At 65.5% G+C, this 22,010-nt stretch carries 21 protein-coding genes; 2 read left to right on the top strand and 19 right to left on the bottom strand.

Annotated elements, in window-relative coordinates; all coding sequences use genetic code 11:
* Positions 1–361 precede the first annotated feature (361 nt).
* The 14 genes from rmuC to CGS25_RS06625 all read right to left on the bottom strand — a co-directional run bounded on the left by rmuC (position 362) and on the right by CGS25_RS06625 (position 12,506).
* Positions 362–1,693 carry a DNA recombination protein RmuC gene (gene rmuC / locus CGS25_RS06560; RefSeq protein ID WP_101674984.1) on the bottom strand — a complete coding sequence of 444 codons (1,332 nt, stop codon included), beginning with the start codon at positions 1,691–1,693 and terminating at the stop codon, positions 362–364.
* Complete coding sequence (locus CGS25_RS06565) at positions 1,690–2,487, bottom strand: TatD family hydrolase (RefSeq protein WP_089032433.1); 798 nt, start codon at positions 2,485–2,487, stop codon at positions 1,690–1,692. Before CGS25_RS06565 ends, rmuC begins: the two co-directional genes overlap by 4 nt.
* A gap of 165 nt (positions 2,488–2,652) precedes the next feature.
* Complete coding sequence (locus CGS25_RS06570) at positions 2,653–3,000, bottom strand: PilZ domain-containing protein (protein ID WP_089032434.1); 348 nt, start codon at positions 2,998–3,000, stop codon at positions 2,653–2,655.
* Positions 3,001–3,136: 136 nt separating this feature from the next.
* Complete coding sequence (locus CGS25_RS06575) at positions 3,137–4,165, bottom strand: DNA polymerase III subunit delta' (protein WP_089032435.1); 1,029 nt, start codon at positions 4,163–4,165, stop codon at positions 3,137–3,139.
* Positions 4,156–4,782, bottom strand: a complete 627-nt coding sequence (gene tmk / locus CGS25_RS06580) for a dTMP kinase (protein ID WP_089032436.1) — start codon at positions 4,780–4,782, stop codon at positions 4,156–4,158. The genes CGS25_RS06575 and tmk overlap by 10 nt, the downstream gene beginning before the upstream one ends.
* Positions 4,779–5,837: an endolytic transglycosylase MltG gene (gene mltG, locus CGS25_RS06585; protein ID WP_089032437.1), complete on the bottom strand. Its 1,059-nt coding sequence runs from the start codon at positions 5,835–5,837 to the stop codon at positions 4,779–4,781. The genes tmk and mltG overlap by 4 nt, the downstream gene beginning before the upstream one ends.
* Before the next feature lie 74 nt (positions 5,838–5,911).
* The gene (gene pabC, locus CGS25_RS06590) at positions 5,912–6,709 is read right to left on the bottom strand and encodes an aminodeoxychorismate lyase (RefSeq protein WP_232802290.1); all 798 of its coding nucleotides are present in this window, start codon (positions 6,707–6,709) and stop codon (positions 5,912–5,914) included.
* Between the two features lie 14 nt (positions 6,710–6,723).
* A complete protein-coding gene (gene fabF, locus CGS25_RS06595) occupies positions 6,724–7,962 on the bottom strand; it encodes a beta-ketoacyl-ACP synthase II (protein WP_089032438.1) in 1,239 nt (412 codons plus the stop codon).
* A gap of 287 nt (positions 7,963–8,249) precedes the next feature.
* Entirely contained in the window at positions 8,250–8,483 is a 234-nt protein-coding gene (gene acpP, locus CGS25_RS06600) for an acyl carrier protein (protein WP_089032439.1), read from the bottom strand.
* Positions 8,484–8,724: 241 nt separating this feature from the next.
* Positions 8,725–9,459 carry a 3-oxoacyl-ACP reductase FabG gene (gene fabG, locus CGS25_RS06605; RefSeq protein WP_089032440.1) on the bottom strand — a complete coding sequence of 245 codons (735 nt, stop codon included), beginning with the start codon at positions 9,457–9,459 and terminating at the stop codon, positions 8,725–8,727.
* A gap of 34 nt (positions 9,460–9,493) precedes the next feature.
* Positions 9,494–10,423 (bottom strand): ACP S-malonyltransferase, encoded by a 930-nt coding sequence (gene fabD / locus CGS25_RS06610; RefSeq protein ID WP_089032441.1) that lies wholly within the window; start codon positions 10,421–10,423, stop codon positions 9,494–9,496.
* 152 nt (positions 10,424–10,575) lie between these two features.
* Positions 10,576–11,604 (bottom strand): phosphate acyltransferase PlsX, encoded by a 1,029-nt coding sequence (plsX, locus tag CGS25_RS06615; RefSeq protein WP_089032442.1) that lies wholly within the window; start codon positions 11,602–11,604, stop codon positions 10,576–10,578.
* A 170-nt stretch (positions 11,605–11,774) separates the two neighbouring features.
* Positions 11,775–11,969 carry a 50S ribosomal protein L32 gene (gene rpmF, locus CGS25_RS06620; RefSeq protein ID WP_089032443.1) on the bottom strand — a complete coding sequence of 65 codons (195 nt, stop codon included), beginning with the start codon at positions 11,967–11,969 and terminating at the stop codon, positions 11,775–11,777.
* An 18-nt stretch (positions 11,970–11,987) separates the two neighbouring features.
* Complete coding sequence (locus CGS25_RS06625; RefSeq protein ID WP_089032444.1) at positions 11,988–12,506, bottom strand: YceD family protein; 519 nt, start codon at positions 12,504–12,506, stop codon at positions 11,988–11,990.
* Positions 12,507–12,656: 150 nt separating this feature from the next.
* Between CGS25_RS06625 and CGS25_RS06630 the strand changes: the two genes are divergently transcribed.
* Positions 12,657–13,247 carry a Maf family protein gene (locus CGS25_RS06630; protein ID WP_089032445.1) on the top strand — a complete coding sequence of 197 codons (591 nt, stop codon included), beginning with the start codon at positions 12,657–12,659 and terminating at the stop codon, positions 13,245–13,247.
* Between the two features lie 119 nt (positions 13,248–13,366).
* Here the strand turns inward: CGS25_RS06630 and sppA are convergent, their stop codons facing one another.
* The 3 genes from sppA to CGS25_RS06645 are packed head-to-tail and all read right to left on the bottom strand — an operon-like array spanning position 13,367 to position 15,978.
* Entirely contained in the window at positions 13,367–14,356 is a 990-nt protein-coding gene (gene sppA / locus CGS25_RS06635) for a signal peptide peptidase SppA (RefSeq protein WP_089032446.1), read from the bottom strand.
* A complete protein-coding gene (locus tag CGS25_RS06640) occupies positions 14,357–15,034 on the bottom strand; it encodes an HAD-IA family hydrolase (protein ID WP_101674985.1) in 678 nt (225 codons plus the stop codon).
* Complete coding sequence (locus CGS25_RS06645) at positions 15,031–15,978, bottom strand: RluA family pseudouridine synthase (protein WP_089032448.1); 948 nt, start codon at positions 15,976–15,978, stop codon at positions 15,031–15,033. The genes CGS25_RS06640 and CGS25_RS06645 overlap by 4 nt, the downstream gene beginning before the upstream one ends.
* A 698-nt stretch (positions 15,979–16,676) precedes the next feature.
* Here CGS25_RS06645 and rne point away from each other — a divergent pair.
* Positions 16,677–20,144 (top strand): ribonuclease E, encoded by a 3,468-nt coding sequence (gene rne, locus CGS25_RS06650; RefSeq protein WP_198588710.1) that lies wholly within the window; start codon positions 16,677–16,679, stop codon positions 20,142–20,144.
* A 352-nt stretch (positions 20,145–20,496) separates the two neighbouring features.
* Here the strand turns inward: rne and murB are convergent, their stop codons facing one another.
* Together murB and CGS25_RS06660 are read right to left on the bottom strand one after the other, a co-directional pair.
* Positions 20,497–21,507, bottom strand: coding sequence for a UDP-N-acetylmuramate dehydrogenase (gene murB / locus CGS25_RS06655; RefSeq protein ID WP_101674987.1), 1,011 nt, complete (start codon positions 21,505–21,507; stop codon positions 20,497–20,499).
* Entirely contained in the window at positions 21,504–22,004 is a 501-nt protein-coding gene (locus tag CGS25_RS06660; protein ID WP_089032451.1) for a low molecular weight protein-tyrosine-phosphatase, read from the bottom strand. Before CGS25_RS06660 ends, murB begins: the two co-directional genes overlap by 4 nt.
* Positions 22,005–22,010: the final 6 nt, after the last annotated feature.

Below are 22,010 nucleotides of genomic sequence, written 5' to 3' on the forward strand. Positions count from 1 at the left end.
TGCGTGTCCTGGCCAGCCCGACCCGGTTGCCCGACCCCGGATGGAGAGATCAACCTCACCCTAAAAAACCGACCGCAAAGCCTCTGGTCAGAAACGAATTCTCGCTAAGTCGCCGACCCGGCCATCAATTTCCCGCGGCTCCGTCCTTGGAGAATAGAGAGATGGAGAATGAAGGGTACCCGAGGGGCGACACAACGGGGTGGCCTTGATGGGGGGTGGATCGGAATGAGTCAATTCCCGCTATTCCGCGATGAACCTAATGTTTTCGCGAGCGGCAAGCGGGCCGAGGGTTTGGCGTGCCAGCGTGTTGCGTGAATGCGCCCCGCCAATGGTGGTCGGCGGCGCAAGCATTGACGCTTAATTAATCACCACCGTGATCGTCGTCGTTACCGTCATCGTCGCTGGCGGCCGGCAAAGCGCGGCGCGCCTTGGCACCCAGGTCACGCAACTTATGGGCCTGGCCGAGCAGATTGCCGCGCCCCTCGGTCAAGCGCTTGTAGGAGAGATCCCAGGCCTGTTGGGCCTTGTCGAGTTTATCGCCCACGTCACCGAGGGATTCCGCCAACAACGAGATTTGATCGCAGATGCGCCCGGCGCGGCTGGCAATGTCCAGGGCGTTGCGGTTTTGATATTCGTAGCGCCAGATATTCTGAATGGTGCGCAGGGTCACCAGCAGCGTGGTCGGGCTGACCAGCACGATGTTGCGCTCGTAGGCATCGGTATAAAGCGCCGGGTCCGCTTCCATGGCGCTCATGAAGGCGCCCTCCACGGGGATGAACAGCAACACGAAATCGAGGCTGCGCACCCCTTCCAGGCCGCTGTAATCCTTGGCGTCGAGCCCTTTGATGTGGCTGCGCAGCGATTGCAAATGCTGCTCGCGAGCCAGCAGCCGGTCCTCTTCGTTGTCGGCGTGCACCAGCCGCTCATACGCCACCAGCGAGACCTTGGCGTCGATCACCACGTCCTTGCCTTCGGGCAGGTGAACAATGGCGTCGGGCAGGCGGCGCTGGCCACTCTCGTCTTTCAAGGCCACCTGGGTTTCGTATTCGCGGCCTTTGCTGAGCCCGGAGCTTTCCAATACCCGTTCCAGAATCATCTCGCCCCAGTTGCCCTGCGCCTTGACCTGGCCGCGCAGCGCCTCGGTGAGATTGCGGGCGTCCTGGTGCATCTGCTGGTTGAGGCTTTTCAGATGCAGCAGTTGTTCGCTGAGCGCCGCCTGCGAGCGGGTGTCGTCACTGTGAATCTGATCCACCCGGCGGCGAAAATCGGTCAGTTGCTCGCGAAACGGCCGCAGTAGCTGATCCAGCCCCTGGCGGTTTTTTTCCTCGAACTGTTTGCTGCGCGCGTCGAAAATCCTGGCCGACAGATTCTCGAATTCCTGACGCAGCTGTTCGCGGCTGTTTTCCAGGAACGCCAGTTTGTCCTGCTGGCCGGCGAGCCGCTCTTCCAAGCGTGCTTTGTCTGCCTGCAGCTCGCTGGCCCGCGCCTGACCGCTTTCCAGACGTTGCTCAAGATCAGCCCGTTGCCGCTGCTGCTGTTCGTGCTGCTGGCGCAGGCCGTCGAGCTGATGGCGGGCCTGATCGCGTTCGCCGGCCAGCCGGTTAAGAGCGTGACGGGCCCACAACAGCGCCACCAGAGCGGTCAGCGCGATGCCGGCGGCGGTGCTGAGCGAAGCGATCAACAGCGGAGTCATACAGCGGCCTTGCTGAACAGGGTGTAGAAATTATCCCGGGTGACACGCGCCAGCTGCGCCACCGGCACGCCTTTCAGATCGGCCACGCACTCGGCCACGTGGGCCACGAAACGGGGCTCATTGGGCTTGCCCCGGTGGGGAATCGGCGCCAGCCAGGGCGCGTCGGTCTCGATCAACAGCCGCTCCATGGGCACCTGTTTCACGGTCTCGCGCAGGGCCTCGGCGTTGCGGAACGTCACGATACCGGAAATGGAAATATAAAAGCCCAGCGCCATGGCCTGCTCGGCCATGTCCAGGTCTTCGGTGAAACAATGCAGCACCCCGCGCACCCGGCCCTGGCCATGCTCACGCAACAGCGCCAGGGTATCGTCCTTGGCGCCGCGGGTATGCACCACCAACGGCAAACCGGTGTCGCGGGCGGCGTGGATGTGTTCGATAAAACGGCGGCGCTGCCAGTCCCGTTCCTGCTTGGCGTAAAAATAATCCAGGCCGGTCTCGCCAATCGCCACCACCCGCGGGTGATCGGCGAGCGCCATCAGGGTGGCGGCGTCCGGTTCACGGGAGTCCTTATAAAGCGGGTGCACGCCGACACTGGCGTGCACATCGTCATGAGCCTCGGCCAGGGCCAGCACGTTGGGGAAGGTCTCCAGATCCACGCCGATGCACAGCATCCGCGAAACGCCCTCGGCACGGGTGGCGTCGAGCATCGCCTGGAAATCGCCCTGGTAGGCGTCCAGATTGAGCCGGTCGAGATGACAGTGGGAATCGACCAGATCCAGGACGGCGTCGGACATGGGAGAAAGCTCCTGCTCAGATCGGGGGAAGGCGCGCCCGTGGCAACCACGGCGACGCCAAGGGTAGCGACGCGGACCGCGCTTGGCCAGACCCGGGCGGCCTCGCCCGCGCTGATCCCTGTTCTGTTCCAGGCGTTTCAACCCGGCCGCGCCACGCGGCGGCGTTTACATGGTGTGGGTAGGCCGATCCGACTGCAGCGAGCCGGCCAGGTGGTTCTCGATGGTGCGGCGGGCGGTGTCGTCCTGATCCGAAAACTGCACGCCAATGCCGGCGCTGCGGTTGCCCTGGGCGCCGCGCGGGGTGATCCACACCACTTTGCCGGCCACCGGAATCTTCTCGGCCTCGTCCATGATGTTCAGCAACAGAAAAATTTCCTCACCGAGCTGGTAGCTCTTATCGGTGGGAATAAACAGCCCGCCATGGGAAATAAACGGCATGTAGGCGGAATACAGCGCCGCCTTGTCCTTGATGCTCAGCGACAGAATACCGCTGCGTCCACCTGGCATTTTCATTGCTCGCGATCCCCCAGGAACGGTTGTTATCTGGACAGCGTGGGCGTTATTCAGAGGTGCCCTTGTTGATACGCAGATTAGAAGCCGGCGGCCACAGCGTCAACGGCGGTGCGCCGGCGTCCCCCGTGCTGGTTGCTTAGCGGTTGCCCAGCGCCAGCAGCCACTGCTCCATCAGCAATTCCTTGTTGGGGTTGGCGCCGCCCAGCAACTGACGGCGCCCTTCCATCACCCGTTGCGCCACGCGCAGCAGGCGCGTGGCGGGCACCGCCCGGGCCAGTTGCGCCAGGGCCGGTTCCACCAGAGGGTCATGCACTTCACCGCTGGGCATGTCGCTCTGCTCGCCCTGCCCGTCGAGACAGCAGGCCAGCCGCGCCGCCCGCGCCAGCCAGCCGTACAGCACCTGGGCCATGATGCGCGGGTCGTGGGCGGCCAGCGCCTGGGCTCCCTGGCTCGGCGAGACGCGCCCCTGGGCCACCGCGACCAGCTCGTTGATCAGCCGGCCACGGGCCGCGAACCATTCCGCGTCTTGCAGTTCCACCGCCCGTAGCGGCGCCCCCTGAGCCGCCGCCAACAGCGCCGGGGCCTCCCGTTCGCCGACCTGCGGCACCAGCCAGCGCAACGCCGGTTCGGCGGCGGGCAATGGCAAGCTGCGGCGCTGGCAGCGGCTGCGCACGGTGGGCAGCAACAGGCTGGGCTGGTGGCTGATCAGAATCAGCACCATGCCTTCGCCGGGCTCTTCCAGGGTCTTGAGCAACGCGTTCTGGGCGCTGCGGTTGAGGGCTTCCGCCGGTGCGATCAGCGCCACCCGGGCGCCGTTGTACTGCGCGGTGCGCGAGCAGAACTCCACCAGCCGGCGCACCTGGTCGATCTTGATCACGCGGCTGTCGCCCTCCGGCGCCAGGCTCTGCAGATCCGGATGGGTGCCGGCGGCGCTCAGGTGGCAGGCGTCACACTGCCCGCACGGCAGTGCCCCCGCCGGCCGCTGGCACAGCAGCGTCTGCGCCAGGGAGCGGGCCAGCCGCGCCTTGCCGATGCCGGCGCTGCCGGTGAGCAGCAGCGCATGGGGCAAACGCCCCTGCCGGTGCTGCTCGACAAACCGTTCCATGTCGTCCTGATGCCAGGGGCACGGCACCTGGATCGCTGCCCGATTCGCGGTTACCGCCACGTCAGCATCTCCTCAAGGCTGGCGCGCAGTTGCGCGCGCACCCCGGGCAACTCCTGGCCGGCGTCGATCACCCGGAAGCGTTGCGGTTCGGCGGCGGCGCGTTGCAAATAGCATTGGCGCACCCGCTCGAAGAAATCACGCTGTTCACGTTCGATGCGATCCGGTTCCGAGCGTTTGCCGGCCCTCGCCAGGCCGATGTCCACGGGCACATCGAACAGCAGCGTGCGGTCCGGTGTCAGCCCTTTCAGCACCAGGGTTTCCAGGGCGGCGATGTCGGCCCGGGCGAGGCCGCGCCCGGCCCCCTGGTAGGCCCAGGTGGCATCGATAAAGCGATCGCACAATACCCACTCACCGCGCGCCAGCGCCGGCCGGATGCGCGCCGCCAGATGCTGGGCACGGGCGGCGAACACCAGCAGCAACTCGGTGGCGTCGGCCATCGGCTCGGCACCGGGCTCCAGCAACACCTGACGAATCCGCTCGGCCAGTTCGGTGCCACCGGGCTCACGGCTCACGGTGACCGCCACACCGGCCTCGCGCAGCGCCTCGGCCAGCCATTCCAGATTGGAGCTTTTGCCGGCGCCCTCGCCGCCTTCCAGGGTAATAAAGCGACCGCTCACGGCGTTGCCTCCGGGCGCGAGCGGTAGTCCGCGCGCCGTTGCAATTGGTACTCGCGCACCGCCCGGCGGTGCTCGGCCAGGGTGCTGGAAAAGTGATGGCTGCCATCACCACGGGCGACGAAATAGACCGCCTCGGTGGCGGCCGGATGCAGCGCCGCGAAAATCGATTCCCGGCTCGGCATGGCGATCGGCGTGGGCGGCAACCCGACGATCACATAGGTGTTATAGGGTGTCGGGCGCAGCAGATCCGAGCGGCGGATATTGCCCTGATAGCGTTCGCCCATGCCGTAGATCACGGTGGGGTCGGTCTGCAGGCGCATGCCTTTGCGCAAGCGGTTGACGAACACCCCGGCGATTTCGCCCCGCTCGCTGGGCACGGCGGTTTCCTTTTCGATGATCGAGGCCATCACCAGGGCCTGATAGGGGCTCTGGTAAGGCAGGTCGTCGTCGCGGCCCAGCCAGATTTCGTCCAGGGCGCGCCGTTGCCGCTCCAGCGCCCGGCGCAGGATCTCCAGATCGCTGGTGCCACGGGTGTAGAAATAGGTTTCCGGGGCGAACCACCCTTCCGGCTCGTTGTCGGGCAGGTCCAGGCGCGCCATGATCTCCCGCCCCGAGAGCCCCTCGATGGTGTGTTTGAGGCCGTCCAGCCCGGCCAGGCGGGTGCGCCATTCCTTGAAGCTCCAGCCCTCCACCAGGGTGACACTGCGCTGCAACACGTCGCCGCGCTCGATTTTCTCCAGCAAGGTGAGCAGCGAATCACCGGGTTGCAACTGATACTCGCCCACGTACATGCGTCCGGCGACATCGGTGAAGCTGCTGTACAGCCGCGCGGCCAGCCGGCGCAGGCGCGCCTCGTTGCCCTCCCCCAACAGACCGTCGTTCTGCAAACCACGGATCATGCCGGTGTAGCTGGCGCCACGTGGCACCTCCACCACGGTGGGCTGCTCAAGCAGCAACGGGCGGTGCAAATAGCCCCCCAACCAGAAGCCGGCCGCCGGAATGGCGATGATCGCCAGCACCAGCAGCAGACCGAATATTCGTATTTTTCGACGCATGAAGTGAGAACGGTTCCTTGACAAAGAAAGCTTGAGAATGAGCCTTTGAGGCCGGGTGTGCCGGGCGGTCGGGGTCAGGCCTGAAACAGCGCGTCCAGATCGCCTTGCAGCCCGATCACCGTCTCCGGCACCGGCCAAACCCATTGCGCCAGTTTACGCACCGGCAGCACGCCCACAACACTATTGGCGAGAAAAACGCCGTCGGCGACGCGCAGCTGTGACAGCGGCCGCAACCGCACCGAGGTGCGCAGACCGTGCCGGGCGGCCTGTTCCAGCAGCCACTGGCGGGCCACGCCGGCCACCCCGGCGCGCTCCAGCGCCGGCGTCCACAGGGTGTCGCCGTAGAGCGCGAACAGGTTCATGGCGGTGGCTTCCACCGGCTGGCGCCGGGCGTTGAGCACGATGCCCTCCCGCCATCCCTGGCTGGCCACCTCGGCGCGGGCCAGCACCTGAGGCAGGCGGTTGAGATGCTTGAGCCCGGCGAGCGGATCGTCGGGCAAGGTGAGCCGGCACAGGCCGGTCTCGATGCCCCGGCGGCGTTCCGCGTCGCTGTACACCGGCAAGGGCGCGAACCGGCCGATCAGCGTCGGTCGCGGCGCCGCCGGGGGCAAATAGCCGCGCCCGCCGCCGCCCCGGGTCACGATCAGTTTGGCGACGCCAGCGCCCGGCGCGCCGGCCAGGGTGTCGGCGAGACAACGCTCCAGAGCGGGGGCATCAATGGCAATCGCGAGCCGGCGGGCGCCGGCCAACAGCCGCGCCCGGTGGCGCGGCCAAAGAGGCACCCGGCCGGCGGCGTCCACGCGCAACGTCTCGAACAGCCCGTCGCCATAGGCCAGCCCCCGGTCGTCACCGGCCAGCAGGCCGCCGTGCACGTCCGCCGCCGGTCTCACACCTTGCGGAACAGCAGCGAGCCGTTGGTGCCGCCGAAACCGAACGAATTGGACAACGCCACCTGGATCTCCATGGACTGGGCCTGGTTGGCCACCAGATTGAGATCACAGCCCTCATCCGGGTTGTCCAGATTGATGGTCGGCGGCGCCACCGAATCGCGCATCGCCAACAGCGTGAAAATCGCTTCCACCGCGCCGGCGGCGCCGAGCAGGTGGCCGATCATGGATTTGGTGGAACTCACCGCCAGTTTGCCGGCGTGGTCACCGAACACCTGCTTGATCGCCTTGATCTCGACCAGATCGCCCATTTTGGTGGAGGTGCCGTGGGCGTTCAGGTAGCTCACTTCGGCGGGGTCGATACCGGCGTCGCGGATCGCATTGCCCATCGAGCGGGCGGCACCGTCGCCGTCTTCGGAAGGCGCGGTCATGTGGTAGGCGTCGTCGCTCATGCCGTAGCCGATCAGTTCACCATAAATGGTGGCACCGCGGGCCTTGGCGCGTTCGTACTCTTCCAATACCACGGCACCGGCACCGTCGCCGAGCACGAAACCGTCGCGGTCGCGGTCCCAGGGCCGGCTGGCGGCTTGCGGATCGTCGTTACGGGTGGACAGCGCGCGGGCGGCGGCGAAGCCACCCATGCCCAGCGGCGTGGAGCCCTTCTCGGCGCCGCCGGCGATCATCACGTCGGCGGTGCCGAGCTGAATCTGTTGGGCGGCGAAACCGATGTTGTGAGTGCCCGTGGTGCAGGCGGTCACGGTGGCGAAATTGGGGCCTTTCAGGCCGTACAGAATGGCCAGATTGCCGGCGATCATATTGATGATGGTGCTTGGCACGAAGAACGGCGACAACTTACGCGGGCCGGATTCCAGCAATTTGCGGTGGTTTTCCTCAATGTTGGTGAGGCCGCCAATGCCGGAGCCGATGGCCGCGCCAATCCGCTCGCCGTTTTCCTTGTCCATCTCCAGCCCGGCGTCCTGGATCGCCTGGATTGCCGCCACCATGCCGTACTGGACGAACAGATCCATCTTGCGGGCCTCTTTGGCCGGCATGAAGGCTTCCAGATCAAAGTCCGGCACCAGGCCGGCGAATTTGGTGGCGAAGTTGCTGGTATCGAAGTGCTCGATCATGCGGATACCGCTGCGGCCCGCCTTGATGCCATCCCAGGTCGAGGCCACATCGGCCCCCAACGGGCTGAGCATGCCCATACCGGTTATCACTACACGACGTCGTGTCACCTGCTTTCCTCCCGAGTTGAGGCATCGCCGGGCAGGCGCCCGCGCCAGGCATGGCGACGGCGCGACAACATTCCGGCGGCCCTTTGAAACCAGGCTCCGCGCCGCGTCGGCGGCTGCGATCAGCGACCAGGGCCGCCAGCCACTCTACCACGATCCCCACCCGATAAGCGCCCGTCGGAAACGGCGGCGCACGCGGGGCGGCGGGCCTGGAATCCTACCCAAAAAAAACCGCAAGCTCGGTGAGCCTGCGGCTTTTTTTTACGAGTAGACGTTAGCTGCGACCGAAATCAGCCGTGCGCCTTGATGTAATCCACGGCGGCCTGGACGGTGCTGATCTTCTCAGCTTCTTCGTCCGGGATTTCGGTCTCGAATTCTTCTTCGAGCGCCATTACCAGCTCAACGGTATCCAGGGAATCGGCACCCAGATCTTCCACGAAGGAAGAGGCCGGCTTCACGTCTTCAGGCTTAACACCCAGTTGTTCGACGATGATCTTCTGGACCCGTTCTTCGATGCTGCTCATGATCTTATAACTCTCCTATTGATGGTGTGCGAGCACCTATGAGCGGCTATTCTAGGTGAACGCTGTTTGCGCTTGCAAGCCGCTGCCGGTGACATAAGTTTCCAAATGTTTAAGGAGCCTCCGAAGATCCTTTGCGGGCCCTCGGAGATTCCGCGGATTCTGACCGCCCGCGAGGGGGCGTCCTCGAAACACACTACTGATAACACAGAGCCGCAGCTTAGCGGTTTGTGCTCCGTTTGTCTCAACCCGTGAACATGCCGCCGTTCACGTGAACGGTGGTGCCGGTCACGTAACCGCCGCCATCGCTGGCCAGCCAGTTGACCGCGCTGGCCACTTCGTCGGCGCTGCCCAGCCGGCCCAGGGGGATTTCCCCGAGCAACGTGGCACGCTGGGCCTCGGGCAGAGCATCGGTCATGTCGGTCTGGATAAAGCCCGGCGCCACCGAATTAACGGTGATGTTGCGCGAACCCAGCTCCCGGGCCAACGCCCGGGTGAAGCCTTCCACGCCGCCTTTGGCGGCGGCGTAGTTGGCCTGGCCGGCGTTGCCCATGGTGCCCACCACCGAGCTGATGTTGATCACCCGCCCCCAGCGCGCCTTGGTCATGCCCTTCAGGCACGCCTTGGTAACGCGATACAGGGAATTCAGGTTGGTATTGATGACATCGGACCACTCATCGGCCTTCATGCGCAACATCAGGTTATCGCGGGTGATGCCGGCGTTGTTGACCAGCACCAGGGGCGCACCGTGCTGCTCACCAATGCTTTTCAGGGTGGCCGCCACCGATTCGTCCTCGGCGACGTTCATCACCACGCCGGTGCCACTGGCACCCAGCGCCTCGCTGATCGCCTGCGCGCCCTTTTCGCTGGTGGCGGTGCCGACCACGAAAAAACCGGACTCGGCCAGCGCCGTGGCGATCGCCCGGCCAATGCCCCGGGTGGCCCCGGTGACCAGCGCCACCTTGCGTTCTTCGCTCATTGAGCTCTCCTTGGATGATGTCAGGCCTGAGCGCCTATTCGCCGCTCAGAGCGGCCTGGAAGGCGGCTTCGTTTTCCAATGGGCGGGCCTGCATGGCACGGTCGATGCGCTTGACCAGACCACACAGCACCTTGCCGGGGCCGCATTCGTACAGGGTGCTCACGCCGTCGGCGGCCAGCGCCTGCACGCTCTCGGACCAACGCACCGGGGAATAGAGCTGACGCACCAAAGCATCGCGAATGCGCTGCGGGTCGCTCTCGCGGGCCACGTCCACGTTATTGATCACCGGCAGTTCCGGCGCATGGAATTTCGCCGCTTTCAGTTCCTCGGCCAGGGACTCCGCCGCCGGGCGCATCAACGCGCAATGGGAGGGCACGCTCACCGGCAGCGCCATCGCCCGTTTCGCGCCGGCGCTCTTGCACGCCTCGATGGCCCGTTCCACGGCGGACGCCTGGCCGGCGATCACCACCTGGCCGGGAGCGTTGAAATTCACCGCCTCCACCACTTCGCCCTGGGCAGCTTCGGCGCAGGCCTGGCGCACCTGGTCGTCTTGCAAGCCGAGGATCGCCGCCATCCGGCCGCCGCCCTCGGCCACCGCCGATTGCATCAATTGGCCACGGGTGCGCACCAGACGGGCGGCGGCGCCGAGGTTGATCACCCCGGCGCAGGTCAGCGCGGTGTATTCACCCAGGCTGTGGCCGGCCAGCAGGTCGGGGCGCGGGCCACCGCTCTGCTCCCACAGCTTCCACAGGGCGACGCCGGCGGTGAGCAACAGGGGCTGGGTGTTTTCGGTGCGGTTAAGGGCGCTTTCCGGGCCCTCCTGGGCCAGGGCCCACAGATCCATGTCCAGAGCCCCGGAGGCCTCCTGGAAGGCCTGACGCACCGCGGTGCGATCGGCGAACCCGGCCAGCATGCCCAGAGTCTGGGAGCCCTGACCGGGAAACACGAAGGCGGTTTTCGACATGCGTTGTCCTCTCTCACTGTTCGCGTTCCTGGACCGTCCACCACGGTGGTGCCGGTCCGCGATGCGCGGGTCGAGGCGGCAGTATGCCGGCAACGCCGGCGCCTGTCCGCCCGGCCCTGCAACAAATTATGACCGGCGCCGCACGCCGGTGTTCAGCCCGCCACGGCCGGATCGATGGGCGCCAGCGCGTCCTTGATCAGGGCCGGCACATTGCGGCGCGCCTCCAGCTGGGCCACCTCCAGAGCGCAGACAAAGCCCTCCACGCCGGTGCCGCCGTGGCTTTTCACCACCACCCCGTTCAGGCCCACCAGGCTGGCGCCGTTGTAACGCTCCGGGTCCATGCGCCGTTTCAGGCCGCGCAACAGCGGCAGGGCGAACAGGCCGCTGAGCTTGCGCAGCAGCGAGCGGTCCGCCTCTTCACGGATCATGCCGCCAATCATCTTGGCCACGCCTTCCATGGTTTTCAGCGATACATTGCCGACAAAGCCGTCGCACACCACCACGTCCACATCGCCGAGGAAAATGCCATTGCCTTCCACGAACCCGGCGTAGTTGAGATTCGGTGCCTGCTGCAGCAGAGCCGCCGCCTCTTTAATCTGTTCGTTGCCTTTGATGTCTTCCTCACCGATGTTCAACAACGCCACCCGGGGTGACTGGTTGCCGTCCACGGCACGCACCACCGCCTGCCCCATCAGGGCGAACTGCAAAAGATGCTCGGGTTCGGAATCCACATTGGCGCCCAGATCGAGCATATGGCAATGGCCGTGGGCGGTGGGGATGGCGGTGCAGATCGCCGGGCGGTCCACACCGGGCAGGGTTTTCAGCACGAACCGGCTGACCGCCATCAACGCCCCGGTATTGCCGGCGCTGACCGCCGCCTGGGCGAGCCCGTCCTTGACCTGGTTGATGGTCACCCGCATGGAGGAATCTTTCTTTTGGCGCAGAGCCACGGCAACCGGATCGTCCATCGCCACCACTTCGGAGGCGGGCTGCACGATCAGCCGCGGGTGGCCTTCGAGCTTTTCTTTTTTCAGCGCCGGCGCCAGGGCGGTGGGTTCTCCCACCAGAATCACACGCAATTCAAGATGGCGGCTCAGCATCCGGGCCACGGCGGGCACGGTTACCGGCAGACCATGATCGCCGCCCATGGCGTCCACCGCCAGAGTCACAACCGCTGACATGGCAATTCATCCTGCTTGGCGAAGCCACGGCCATCATACGCAGAGGAGCACGGCCGCGGATAGAGAAACGGGAGCCACCAGGGCTCCCGCCTAACTCCGCCGTGGTCGCCGGCCTGCTCTAGCGAGCGGCGGCGGCCACGACATTCGGGCCCCGGCGAACCGGGTGTCCCTTATTCTTCTTCGTCGTCCAGATCCGCGGTGCGGATCACCTGACGGCCACGGTACATGCCATCCGGAGAGATGTGGTGACGACGATGCACTTCACCGGTGTTGGTGTCTTCGGTGAGGGTCGGCGCGGACAGCGCATCGTGGGAACGACGCATGCCGCGCTTGGAACGGGTCTTGCGATTCTGTTGAACAGCCATTTCATGCTCCTCGGCGTGTTACTTGCGGCGACCCTTGAGACGGGCCAGCACGGCAAACGGGTTATCCGGTTTGATCTGTTCTTCGTCCGCCTCGCCGGATTCCTCCAGCGGCGAATTCGGGCATTGGTCGTGCAGAGCGATCAGCGGCAAGGCCAGCAGCAGCTCTTCTTCCAGCACCTCGGCCAGTGTCATGCGCTCGCCGGTGACCAGCAGCGGATCGAGATCCGCCGGCAGCGCCTTGGCCTGCTCTTCGGTCCACACCAGCACCAGATCCACGTCCGCGACGATCCGACTTTCCACCGTCTCGAGACAGCGCTGGCAAACCAGTGCCAGGGTGGTTTCCACCCTGCCGCGCACATGGCGCCGGCCATCGTCATCCCGGCTAAAAGCCAGCCTGATCCGCACCGGCTGGTCCAGACTCTCGCGATATTCCCGCAGCCGGGGTAAATCCCCTACGCGGGCTTCGCCTTCGATGACGCGCTCCTGGTCCGCGTATTTGCGGGGGTCCAGGTACGTCGGCAGTTGCCCTGAAAACATAAGCGCGCAATTCTAGGCGCGAGCCCGCCCCGTGTCAAAGCCAAATTGAGCCTCGCCCGGGCGGCTTAAGCCCCTGAGAAAACTGGATTTTTCGTGCACCGAAAAGGCTGCCTGAGTACCATTCCGGTCCCCGCTATTTCGGAGCCCGTTATGAGCCCAGCGCAGCCCCCTCTGATCCTCGCCTCTTCGTCGCCGTTCCGCCGCGAATTGCTGCATAAGCTGGGGCAGCCTTTCGAGCACCGCAGCCCGGACATCGACGAATCCCCACGCCCCGGCGAAAGCCCCACCTCCCTGGTCATGAGACTGGCCCGGGAGAAAGCCCAGGCACTGGCCGGAGCGTTTCCCGATGCACTAATCATCGGCTCCGACCAGCTCAGCGTCCTGGATGGCGATATCGCCGGCAAACCCGGCGACCGCGAACGCGCCCTGGAACAACTGCGCCGCGCCAGCGGCCGCTCGGTGCGTTTTGTCACTGGCCTGTGCCTGCTCAACAGCGCCAGCGGCCGCCATCAAACCGGCTGCGAGCGCTTCACGGTGCATTTCCGCACCCTCAGCGACGCGCAACTGGCGCGCTATGTGGACGCCGAGCAGCCCTACAACTGCGCCGGCGGCTTCAAATCCGAAGGCCTCGGCATCACCCTGTTCAAAGCCCTCGAAGGCCGCGACCCCAACGCCCTGATCGGCCTGCCGTTGATCATGCTGACGGATTTTCTCAATGCGGAAGGGGTGGGGGTTCCATAGACCACGCCGTGCCGTTGGGAAACGGCTGCAAGCTACAAGCTACAAGCTGCAAGGGCGGCTACGTAGCGCGCGTTTTCCTTGCAGCTTGCAGCTTGCAGCTTGAAGCTTGAAGCTCACCTCTAACGCAACGTCGGCGCGCCGCCTTCCAGCCCCAGGCTTTTACCAATACCGCTGCCCACCGAGGTGCCGAAGCGCTTGAGCAGGCGGTCCACCGCCGAGGCGCTGACGCTGTAATCCACGGTTTCTTCGGTGCCGACCACGTCGCGGGCCACCTGGCCGGGGCTCTTGAGGCCGTCCACCAGGCCCAGCTCCAGGGCGCGCTGACCGGTCCAGAACAACCCGGAAAACAGCTCCGGGTGGCCGTCCACCTTGAGCCGGTCGCCCCTGCCCTGCTTGACCGCGGCGATGAACTGCTGGTGAATGTCATCCAGCATGCCCTGCAGATGCTGCCGATCCGAGGGTTTCACCGGCGCGAACGGGTCGAGGATGTCCTTATGTTCGCCGGCGGTGTACACGCGGCGCTCCACGCCCAGCTTCTCGGCTGCCTCCTGGATGCCGAAACTGGCCATGATTACCCCGATGGAGCCGACGATACTGGCCGGATCGGCGTAGATTTCATCGGCGGCGGAGGCAATGTAATAGGCGCCCGAGGCCCCCATGTCGGTGATCACCGCGTACAGTTTCTTGTCCGGGTGCTCGCCGCGCAAACGGCGGATTTCGTTGTAGACGTAATTGGCCTGCACCGGCGACCCGCCCGGGCTGTTGATCTTGAGCATCACCGCCTGGGCGTTTTCCGCCTCGAAGGCATCGCGCAGGCCCTCCACCAGCAGGTCGGCGCTGGCCGGCGAATCGGCGGCGATCACGCCGTTCACCTTGACCACCGCCACATGCGGCTCGGCAATGGCCAGGGCATCGCCGCCGCGATTGGAAAACATCATGAACAGCAGCGCGAACAGGTAAATAAAGGTCAGGCTTTTAAAGAAGATGCCCCAGCGCCGGCTCTTGCGCTGTTCCGCCTGCGCCTGGCCCAGCAACTTCTCGATCAACGTCCACTCACGGCCGGAAGGGCCCTCCCCAGAGCGGGGCCGTTGATTATTGTCGTATTCCATTTATACCGTCTCCTCGGACTGATGGCTGGCCGGCACCCCGATCAGGGGCAACAACTGCGGTAATGCATCGATCACCGCCAGGGGCTGATAGTTCAATAAGGTTTCCACCGGATGCGCGCCGTAACTGACCGCCACCCGGTCCACGCCAGCGGCACGGGCCATCTCCAGATCGAACGAGGTGTCGCCCACCACCAGGGCGCGGCCGGCCGGCACCGCCATTTCCTCGAGCAACTCCTCGACCATCGCCGGGTGCGGTTTGGAGTGGGTTTCGTCGGCGCAACGCGAGCCCTGGAAGCACTCCCCCAAGCCGCTGCTGTGCCAGACCCGCTGCAACCCCTTGCGGCTCTTGCCGGTGGCCACCGCCAGCCGACAGCCCGCGCCCGCCAGGGCATCCAGCACCAGGCGGGCACCAGGATAAAGCGCGCTGGGCACTTGCTCGGCGGCCACGAAGTGCACCGCGTAGCGCTCCCGCAGCCGCTCAAGATGGTCATCGACAATGCCGGGCCAGAGCGTGCGGATCGCCTCCGGCAGCCCCAGGCCGATGATGCCGCGCACCTGGTCATCCTCAAGCCGGGGCAGCGCCACGTCCGCGCCGGCCAGGTGCATGCAGGCGACAATGCGCCCGGTGGAATCCATCAGGGTGCCGTCCCAGTCGAAAATCACCAGATCGTAGTTCATCGACGCAGAGCCGCCAGAATGGTCTCGAAATCCTGATCCAGCGGCGCGGTCACCTTGACCGTTTTGCCACTGTCCGGGTGTTTGAACGTCAGCGAGCGGGCATGCAGGCACAGACGCCGGGTGCCGCCCAGCGCCTGCAGGCGCTGATCGCCGCGGTCGCTGCCGTATTTGTCATCGCCAAGCAGCGGAAAGCCGCCAAACTGGCTGTGCACACGGATTTGATGGGTGCGCCCGGTGCCCAGAGTGGCCTCCAGCAAGGCGACGTCACCGAGCCGCTCCAGCAGCCGGAAATCGGTCACCGAGGCCTTGCCCTCGCGGGACACCCGCACCACCCGCTCATTGCCCTGCATCATCTTCAACAGCGGCGCCTCGATGCGCCGCTCGCTGCCCTTGAAGCCCTGACACAGCAACCAGTAGCGCTTCTCCACCCCACCCTGCACCATCACTTTTTGCAAACGGCGCAAAAAAGCCCGGTGGCGGGTCACCATGATGCAACCGCTGGTGTCCCGGTCGAGCCGATGCACCAGCTCCAGGCTGGCTTCGTGCGGATACAGCACCCGCAGCGCCTCGATCAGCCCCAGGCTGACGCCGCTGCCGCCGTGCACCGCCAGGCCGGCCGGCTTGTTGAAGATGAACATGCGTTCATCTTCGTAGATCAGCGCGCGCGCGAGTCGCTCGGCCAGGCCGTCGCTGACCACCGGAGGCGCCTCCGACTCGCTGGTGCGAACCGGCGGCACCCGCACCACGTCGTCGGTGCACAACCGGGTGGTCTGCTTAGCGCGTTTCTTGTTCACCCTTACCTCGCCGGAACGGATGATCCGGTAGATACGGGAACGGGGCACCCCTTTGAGATGGGTGATCAGGAAATTATCCAGGCGTTGGCCGTCGCGCCCCTCATCGATGGTAACGAAGGTGACACGATCGGCGGCGGGAGTGTCGGACATGCGGCGAATTCTAGCCAAGCCGGCGCGCCGGCGCTAGCGCTGACCGGGTCCGCGTGCAAGTAAACACGGCGGCGCTATCTGATTGATCGCACAGTCATTTTACTGCTATAGTCCGGTGTCGGCCGCGGCTGGCCAACGGCGACGCGCAGCGACCATTCGCCGTCGGTTCTAAGATACCCGCCAGCCCCGCCCGATACTATGTCGAACAGGCCCGAAACCGGGCCCCGACGCTGCAAACGACCCCCCGATGGCACAATCGACCTCGGCGGGTCGGACAACCAACGACAGGTGGTTTGCAGCCGGTCGAAGACAAGCCAGGCCGGTGACAGGCCTCGGGACCACGCCGCTCTATTGTTATCAGGGCGTGGAACACGGGACGATCCGTCACTGATCTGAGCCGGTACAGACAGACAAAAGTTTACCCGGTCCGGTGCCGCGATTTGCACCGGACACAGCGTGACGCAGGATTCACGGGCCAAGGCCCCCGAGCAATAACGCCAACGGCACAACTTCGTATGAGCCCGGAGACATCAGGAAGAGCGACAACAGGAACACCATGATCGTGTGGAGCGCTGCGCGCCGCCACCCGTGACGATGCCCCCTGTCCGGCTTTTCCATGCTCCACCAGGGCGACTGATCTGATACCGGGCGCATACCGGCCCGCTGCACGCCGCCACGAACCTTGTGGTAGCACAAAAATGAAACGTATGTTGATCAACGCCACTCACCCCGAAGAGGTTCGGGTGGCACTGGTGGACGGCCAGCGTCTTTATGATCTGGATATCGAACACCGTACCCGCATTCAAAAAAAGGCCAATATCTATAAGGGTAAAATCACCCGTATTGAGCCCTCCCTGGAAGCCGCCTTCGTGGACTTTGGCGCCGAGCGCCACGGCTTTCTGCCCCTGAAGGAAATCTCCCGCCAATACTTCCAGAAAGACCCCAAGGACATTCAGGGCCGCATCAACATCAAGGATGTGATGCGCGAAGGCCAGGAAGTGATCATTCAGGTCGACAAAGAAGAGCGTGGCAACAAGGGCGCCGCCCTGACCACCTTTATCAGCCTGGCTGGCCGCTACCTGGTGCTGATGCCCAATAACCCCCGCGCCGGCGGCATCTCCCGCCGCATCGAGGGCGAGGAACGTCAGCAGCTCAAGGAAGCGCTGAGCAGCCTGGATATCCCCGACGAAATGGGCGTGATCGTGCGCACCGCCGGGCTCGGCCGCTCCGCCGAAGAGCTGCAGTGGGATCTCAACTACCTGCTCAAGCTGTGGAGCTCCATCGCCGAGGCCTCGGAAACCCGCAAGGCGCCGTTCCTGATTTATCAGGAATCCAACGTCATCATTCGCGCCATCCGCGATTACCTGCGCAAGGACATCGGTGAAGTTCTGATCGATTCCGAGAAAGTCTACAACGAAGCCCAGGCGTTCGTTCAGCAGGTGATGACCGACTTCCAGCACAAGATCAAACTCTACAACGACGACACGCCGCTGTTTTCCCGCTATCAGATCGAATCGCAGATCGAAACCGCGTTCGAACGGGAAGTGAAACTGCCCTCCGGCGGGTCCATCGTGATCGATCCCACCGAAGCGCTGGTGTCCATCGACATCAACTCCTCACGCGCCACCAAAGGCGCCGACATCGAGGAGACCGCCCTGCAGACCAACCTGGAAGCGGCGGAAGAGATCGCCCGCCAGTTGCGTCTGCGTGACATCGGCGGCCTGATCGTGGTCGACTTCATCGACATGGGGCCGGCGCGCAATCAGCGCGACGTGGAAAACCGTATCCGCGAAGCCCTGGAGGCGGACCGCGCGCGCATCCAACTGGGCCGCATTTCCCGCTTCGGCCTGCTCGAATTGTCGCGCCAGCGGCTGCGCCCCAGCCTCGGTGAGACCTCCAGCATCGTCTGCCCCCGTTGCGACGGCCTCGGCCACATCCGCGACGTGAAATCCCTGGCGCTGAGCATCCTGCGCTTGATCGAAGAAGAAGTGATGAAGGAACGCACCGGGGAAATCCAGGCCCAGGTGCCGGTGGCGGTGGCCACCTTCCTTCTCAACGAGAAGCGCCAGGTGCTGCGTGAAATCGAAACCAGCCACAATGTCCGCCTGCTGGTGATTCCCAACCCGCACCTGGAGACCCCGCACTTCCAGGTGGAGCGCATCCGCGACGACCAGACCAAGGATCAGATCAGCCACGAGCTGGATCTTCTGGAAGCGCAACCGGAGCCAAGCGCGCCCAACGCCCAGGAAAACGCGCCCAAGCCCCAGGAACCGGCGGTCAAACTGATCGCCCCGGACACCGCGCCCCCGGCGCCGCGCCCCGCCGCCGAAGCGCCCGCCAAACCGGCCGCCGCGCCGCCGACCGCCGCCGCCCCCGTGTCGAGCGGCGTTCTGGCGCGCTTTTTCCTGTGGCTGGCCAGCCTGTTCTCCGGCTCGGACAACAGCAAAGACAGCGCCAAGACCGCGAAAAAAGGCAAAGCCGGCGACGCCCAGCGTCGTAACCGGGACGAACGCGGCGCCAAAGGCGACACTCGCAACCGCCGCGACACCGGCAACCGCCGTGGCGGCAACCGCTCCGACGACCGCGATGACCGGCGTGGCGGTGACAACCGCCGCCGCAACGACAACCGCGCCGGTGGCGCCAACGACAAAGGCGAGAAAGGCGGCGACAACCGCAAAAGCGCCGACGCCAACGATGACAACGGCGGCGATAACCGCAATGAAGGCGGCAATCGTCGCGGCGGCCGCAACCGTCGTGGTGGCCGTGGCGGACGCAACAACGACGCCCGGCAAGCCGACAACAAGCAGGCCGACAATCGCCAAAACGACAGCAAGCCCGACAGCGGCAAAGGCGCGGAAAAAGCCCCTGAAAAGGCCCCCGAGAAAGCCGCCGCCGATAAGGGCGACAAGCCAGCCCGCAAAGACGACGGCCCGAAAGCCCAGCGCCGCAACGATGCCAAGGACGACCGCCCGCTGCGCGAACGTCAGCGCCCTAACAGCAACAACAATGGTGGCAACGACAACGGTGGCAACAACAAAGCCGCCGATGCCGTTGCCCAGCCCCCCGTCGCGGAGGGTAACCAGGCCGCCGGTGACGACGCCGCTGCCGCCACGCCGCCGCGCATGACCTCCGAGGACAATACCCCCGGACGGGACCAGGAGCGCGGTGACAACCGTCACCCGAAAGCCAAGCTGGTGCCGCCGGAACCGGGCCAGCCGGCCCGGGAAGTGCAGTCTCGCGCCAGCAACGGCAACGACAACCAGGCCAAGCCCGCCAACGCTGACACCACCGCTCAGGATGGCCAGCCCAAAGCCGCCAACCAAACGGCACCGGAACAGGCCCCGGCGGTGAAACCCGCCGAGGCCGCTCCCCAGGCCCAGCCGCAGCCACCGGCGGCGGCCAAGGAACCGGTGAAAGAACCGATAAAAGAACCGGTAAAAGAGCCGGCCGAAGAGGTCAAGGAACCGGCCAAGGAGCCGGTTAAAGAGCCCGTTAAGGAGACCGTTAAGGAGACCGTTAAGGAGACCGACAAGGAAGACGCGCCGCAACCGCCCCACGCGCCGACCTCCGAGCAAGCCAAACCGGCACCGGCGGTCGCCGCTCAGAACGCCGAACCCCGGCCAACCGCCCCGGCGGCCCCCCAGCCGGATAAAATCGCCGAGCGTAAAGAACCGGCGGTGCCAAGCGACAAGCCGCCGGCGGACACCGGCGCGGAACCCGCCGATGCCCACCCGGTCACCGAGCCACGGCCCGCCGACAAGGCAGCGGTCCAGCCGGAAGACGACAAGGCAGCGTCGGAAGACGACGCCAGCCGGGCCGGCAACGACCCGCGCGCCCGTGGCGCGGCACCCGCGCCCGTCGCCGAGCCGGCCAAGCCGGAAAGCCCGGCGCCGGTGACCGAGCCGGTACGTCAGCCCGAAGCGCAGGCGCCGTCCGCTGCCAAACCGGTCAGCGAACCGCAGCCCGAGCACCAGCAACCGGAACCCGAAGCCACAACCCCGGCACCGAAACCGGAAGCGCCGAAAGCGGTGACGCCGGAACCGCCGGCGGCCGCACCGCAACGCCCCCAGGGCCGGGCCAGCAATGACCCGCGCCTGCGTCGCCGGCAGCAACAAGCCGAGCAACAGGCAAAAGCGGACAATCAGGACGCCGATCCCAGCGCCTGATTGACCCGCTGATTAAAAAAGCCGCCCCGGGGTCACCGGGGCGGCTTTTTTTTGTTCATCGCGCTTTAGCTGGAAATCGATTCGGGAGGTCTCTATCCGGGACGCGAATCTGTGTGGGTGCCTTCCGGGATCGCTCGAGCCATCCATGGGCGCTCCCGTTTTTGGCATCCCTGCCAAAAAAGGTCCCGGAAGGGCGTCGCGCCCTGAGCCGCGCCCCGGCTGGAGCGAGACTTCCCGCTAATCCGCGAACCAGGTTCGGGCAACGCAACCACGCCCGTGTTACTCGGCTAAAAGACGTGGCTGCTGGGCCTGTCCCACGCTGATCCCTGAATCCTGATCCCCGCACCGAACCCTACGGTAACACCACCGGTTCCTGCTCCAACTCCACCTGGAACAACCGCTGCACGTCGTCTTTGACCGCGCCGGCCAGGGTCAGCACCTGGCTGACGCTGGCGCCGCCGTGATTGACCAGCACCAGCGCCTGCTCGCGGTGCATGCCCACCGGACCCAGGTTGCGGCCTTTCCAACCGGCCCGTTCGATCAGCCAGCCGGCGGCCAGCTTAACGCCCTGCTGGTGGGGAAAGGCGACCAGGTCCGGATACTGCGCCAGCAGTCGCTGGTGGTGGGCATGATCGACCACCGGGTTCTTGAAAAAACTGCCGGCGTTGGCCAGGGCGCGAGGGTCCGGCAGTTTGCTTTGCCGCAAGGCAATCACCGCGCGGCGCACCGCCGCCGGAGTGATTTGCCGCGCCGGCAGGTCGTCGAATTGTTGCGCCAGGCCGCCATAGTCAGTGCGGCAATGGCCTTGCCGATTCAGACGCACCGTCACATGGGTGATCAGGAATTCGCCGCGCCGCCGGCTCTTGAACAGACTGTCCCGGTAACCGAAGTCACATTGCTCGGCGTTGAAACGCACGGTGCGGCCATCCTCCACCGCCACCGCTTCAACCTCTTCCAGTACGTCCGCCAGTTCCGCGCCGTAGGCGCCGATGTTCTGAAAGGGGGCCGCGCCGACCGTGCCGGGGATCAACGACAGGTTTTCCAATCCCAGCCAGCCGCGCGCCACCGTTTCCGCCACCAGCTGATCCCAGACCGCGCCAGCGCCGGCGCGCACCCAGACATGCTGTTCGTCTTCACGCAGGCGCTCAATATGGCGCAGGGCCGGAATCACGGTCAGCCCGGGCAGGTCGCCGGCGAGCACCACATTGCTGCCTTCGCCGAGCACGAACAGGGGCTCATGGCGGGCGCGCCCGGCCAGCACCTCGGCCAGTCGCGGCACGCTGTCCGGGCGTGCCAGACATTCGGCCCGGGCCGGCAACGCGAGCGTATTGGCGCGGGACAAATCCGCGTTCCGTTCAATCACAGTTCGCTCCGCAGCCGTTCCAGCCAGCGCTGGCTGGCGCGCTCGACCAGGTCCAGCACCGCGCCAAATCCGTCTTCGCCGCCGTAGTAGGGGTCCGGCACCTCGCCCGGGCCGCCCTCTTCGAGCACGTCCAGAAACCGCATCAGGCGGGCACGGCCGTGGCCCGGGTCAAGGGCGCGCAGGTCCTCGAGGTTGGCGTTGTCCATGGCGAGAATGTAGTCGAAGTGCAGAAAATCCTCGGCGCTCACCTGGCGGGCACGCAGATGATCCAGGGCGTAACCGCGGGTCGCGGCGGCGGCGCGGGCACGCTGATCCGGCGCGTGGCCGAGGTGCCAGTCGCCGGTGCCGGCGCTGTCGGTGAGAAGGCGGTCGGCGAGGCCGGCGTCCTGGACCTGTTTACTGAACACCGCCTCGGCGGTGGGCGAGCGGCAGATGTTGCCGAGACAGACGAACAACACCTTAATGGGACCCGCCGTGCCGGTTGTCGAATCGCTCATTGTTTA

Source organism: Alloalcanivorax mobilis, assembly GCF_002864685.1.
GTDB classification, from domain to species: domain Bacteria; phylum Pseudomonadota; class Gammaproteobacteria; order Pseudomonadales; family Alcanivoracaceae; genus Alloalcanivorax; species Alloalcanivorax mobilis.

Excerpts from the sequence above, each read along its gene's own strand:
- plsX (WP_089032442.1), bottom strand. The coding sequence starts at position 11,604 with ATGTCAGCGGTTGTGACTCTGGCGGTGGACGCCATGGGCGGCGATCAT.
- CGS25_RS06645 (WP_089032448.1), bottom strand. The coding sequence starts at position 15,978 with ATGTCCGACACTCCCGCCGCCGATCGTGTCACCTTCGTTACCATCGAT.
- CGS25_RS06625 (WP_089032444.1), bottom strand. The coding sequence starts at position 12,506 with ATGTTTTCAGGGCAACTGCCGACGTACCTGGACCCCCGCAAATACGCG.
- CGS25_RS06630 (WP_089032445.1), top strand. The coding sequence starts at position 12,657 with ATGAGCCCAGCGCAGCCCCCTCTGATCCTCGCCTCTTCGTCGCCGTTC.
- fabD (WP_089032441.1), bottom strand. The coding sequence starts at position 10,423 with ATGTCGAAAACCGCCTTCGTGTTTCCCGGTCAGGGCTCCCAGACTCTG.
- CGS25_RS06565 (WP_089032433.1), bottom strand. The coding sequence starts at position 2,487 with ATGTCCGACGCCGTCCTGGATCTGGTCGATTCCCACTGTCATCTCGAC.
- CGS25_RS06570 (WP_089032434.1), bottom strand. The coding sequence starts at position 3,000 with ATGAAAATGCCAGGTGGACGCAGCGGTATTCTGTCGCTGAGCATCAAG.
- rpmF (WP_089032443.1), bottom strand. The coding sequence starts at position 11,969 with ATGGCTGTTCAACAGAATCGCAAGACCCGTTCCAAGCGCGGCATGCGT.
- acpP (WP_089032439.1), bottom strand. The coding sequence starts at position 8,483 with ATGAGCAGCATCGAAGAACGGGTCCAGAAGATCATCGTCGAACAACTG.
- sppA (WP_089032446.1), bottom strand. The coding sequence starts at position 14,356 with ATGGAATACGACAATAATCAACGGCCCCGCTCTGGGGAGGGCCCTTCC.
- CGS25_RS06660 (WP_089032451.1), bottom strand. The coding sequence starts at position 22,004 with ATGAGCGATTCGACAACCGGCACGGCGGGTCCCATTAAGGTGTTGTTC.
- rne (WP_198588710.1), top strand. The coding sequence starts at position 16,677 with ATGAAACGTATGTTGATCAACGCCACTCACCCCGAAGAGGTTCGGGTG.
- mltG (WP_089032437.1), bottom strand. The coding sequence starts at position 5,837 with ATGCGTCGAAAAATACGAATATTCGGTCTGCTGCTGGTGCTGGCGATC.
- rmuC (WP_101674984.1), bottom strand. The coding sequence starts at position 1,693 with ATGACTCCGCTGTTGATCGCTTCGCTCAGCACCGCCGCCGGCATCGCG.
- fabG (WP_089032440.1), bottom strand. The coding sequence starts at position 9,459 with ATGAGCGAAGAACGCAAGGTGGCGCTGGTCACCGGGGCCACCCGGGGC.
- CGS25_RS06640 (WP_101674985.1), bottom strand. The coding sequence starts at position 15,034 with ATGAACTACGATCTGGTGATTTTCGACTGGGACGGCACCCTGATGGAT.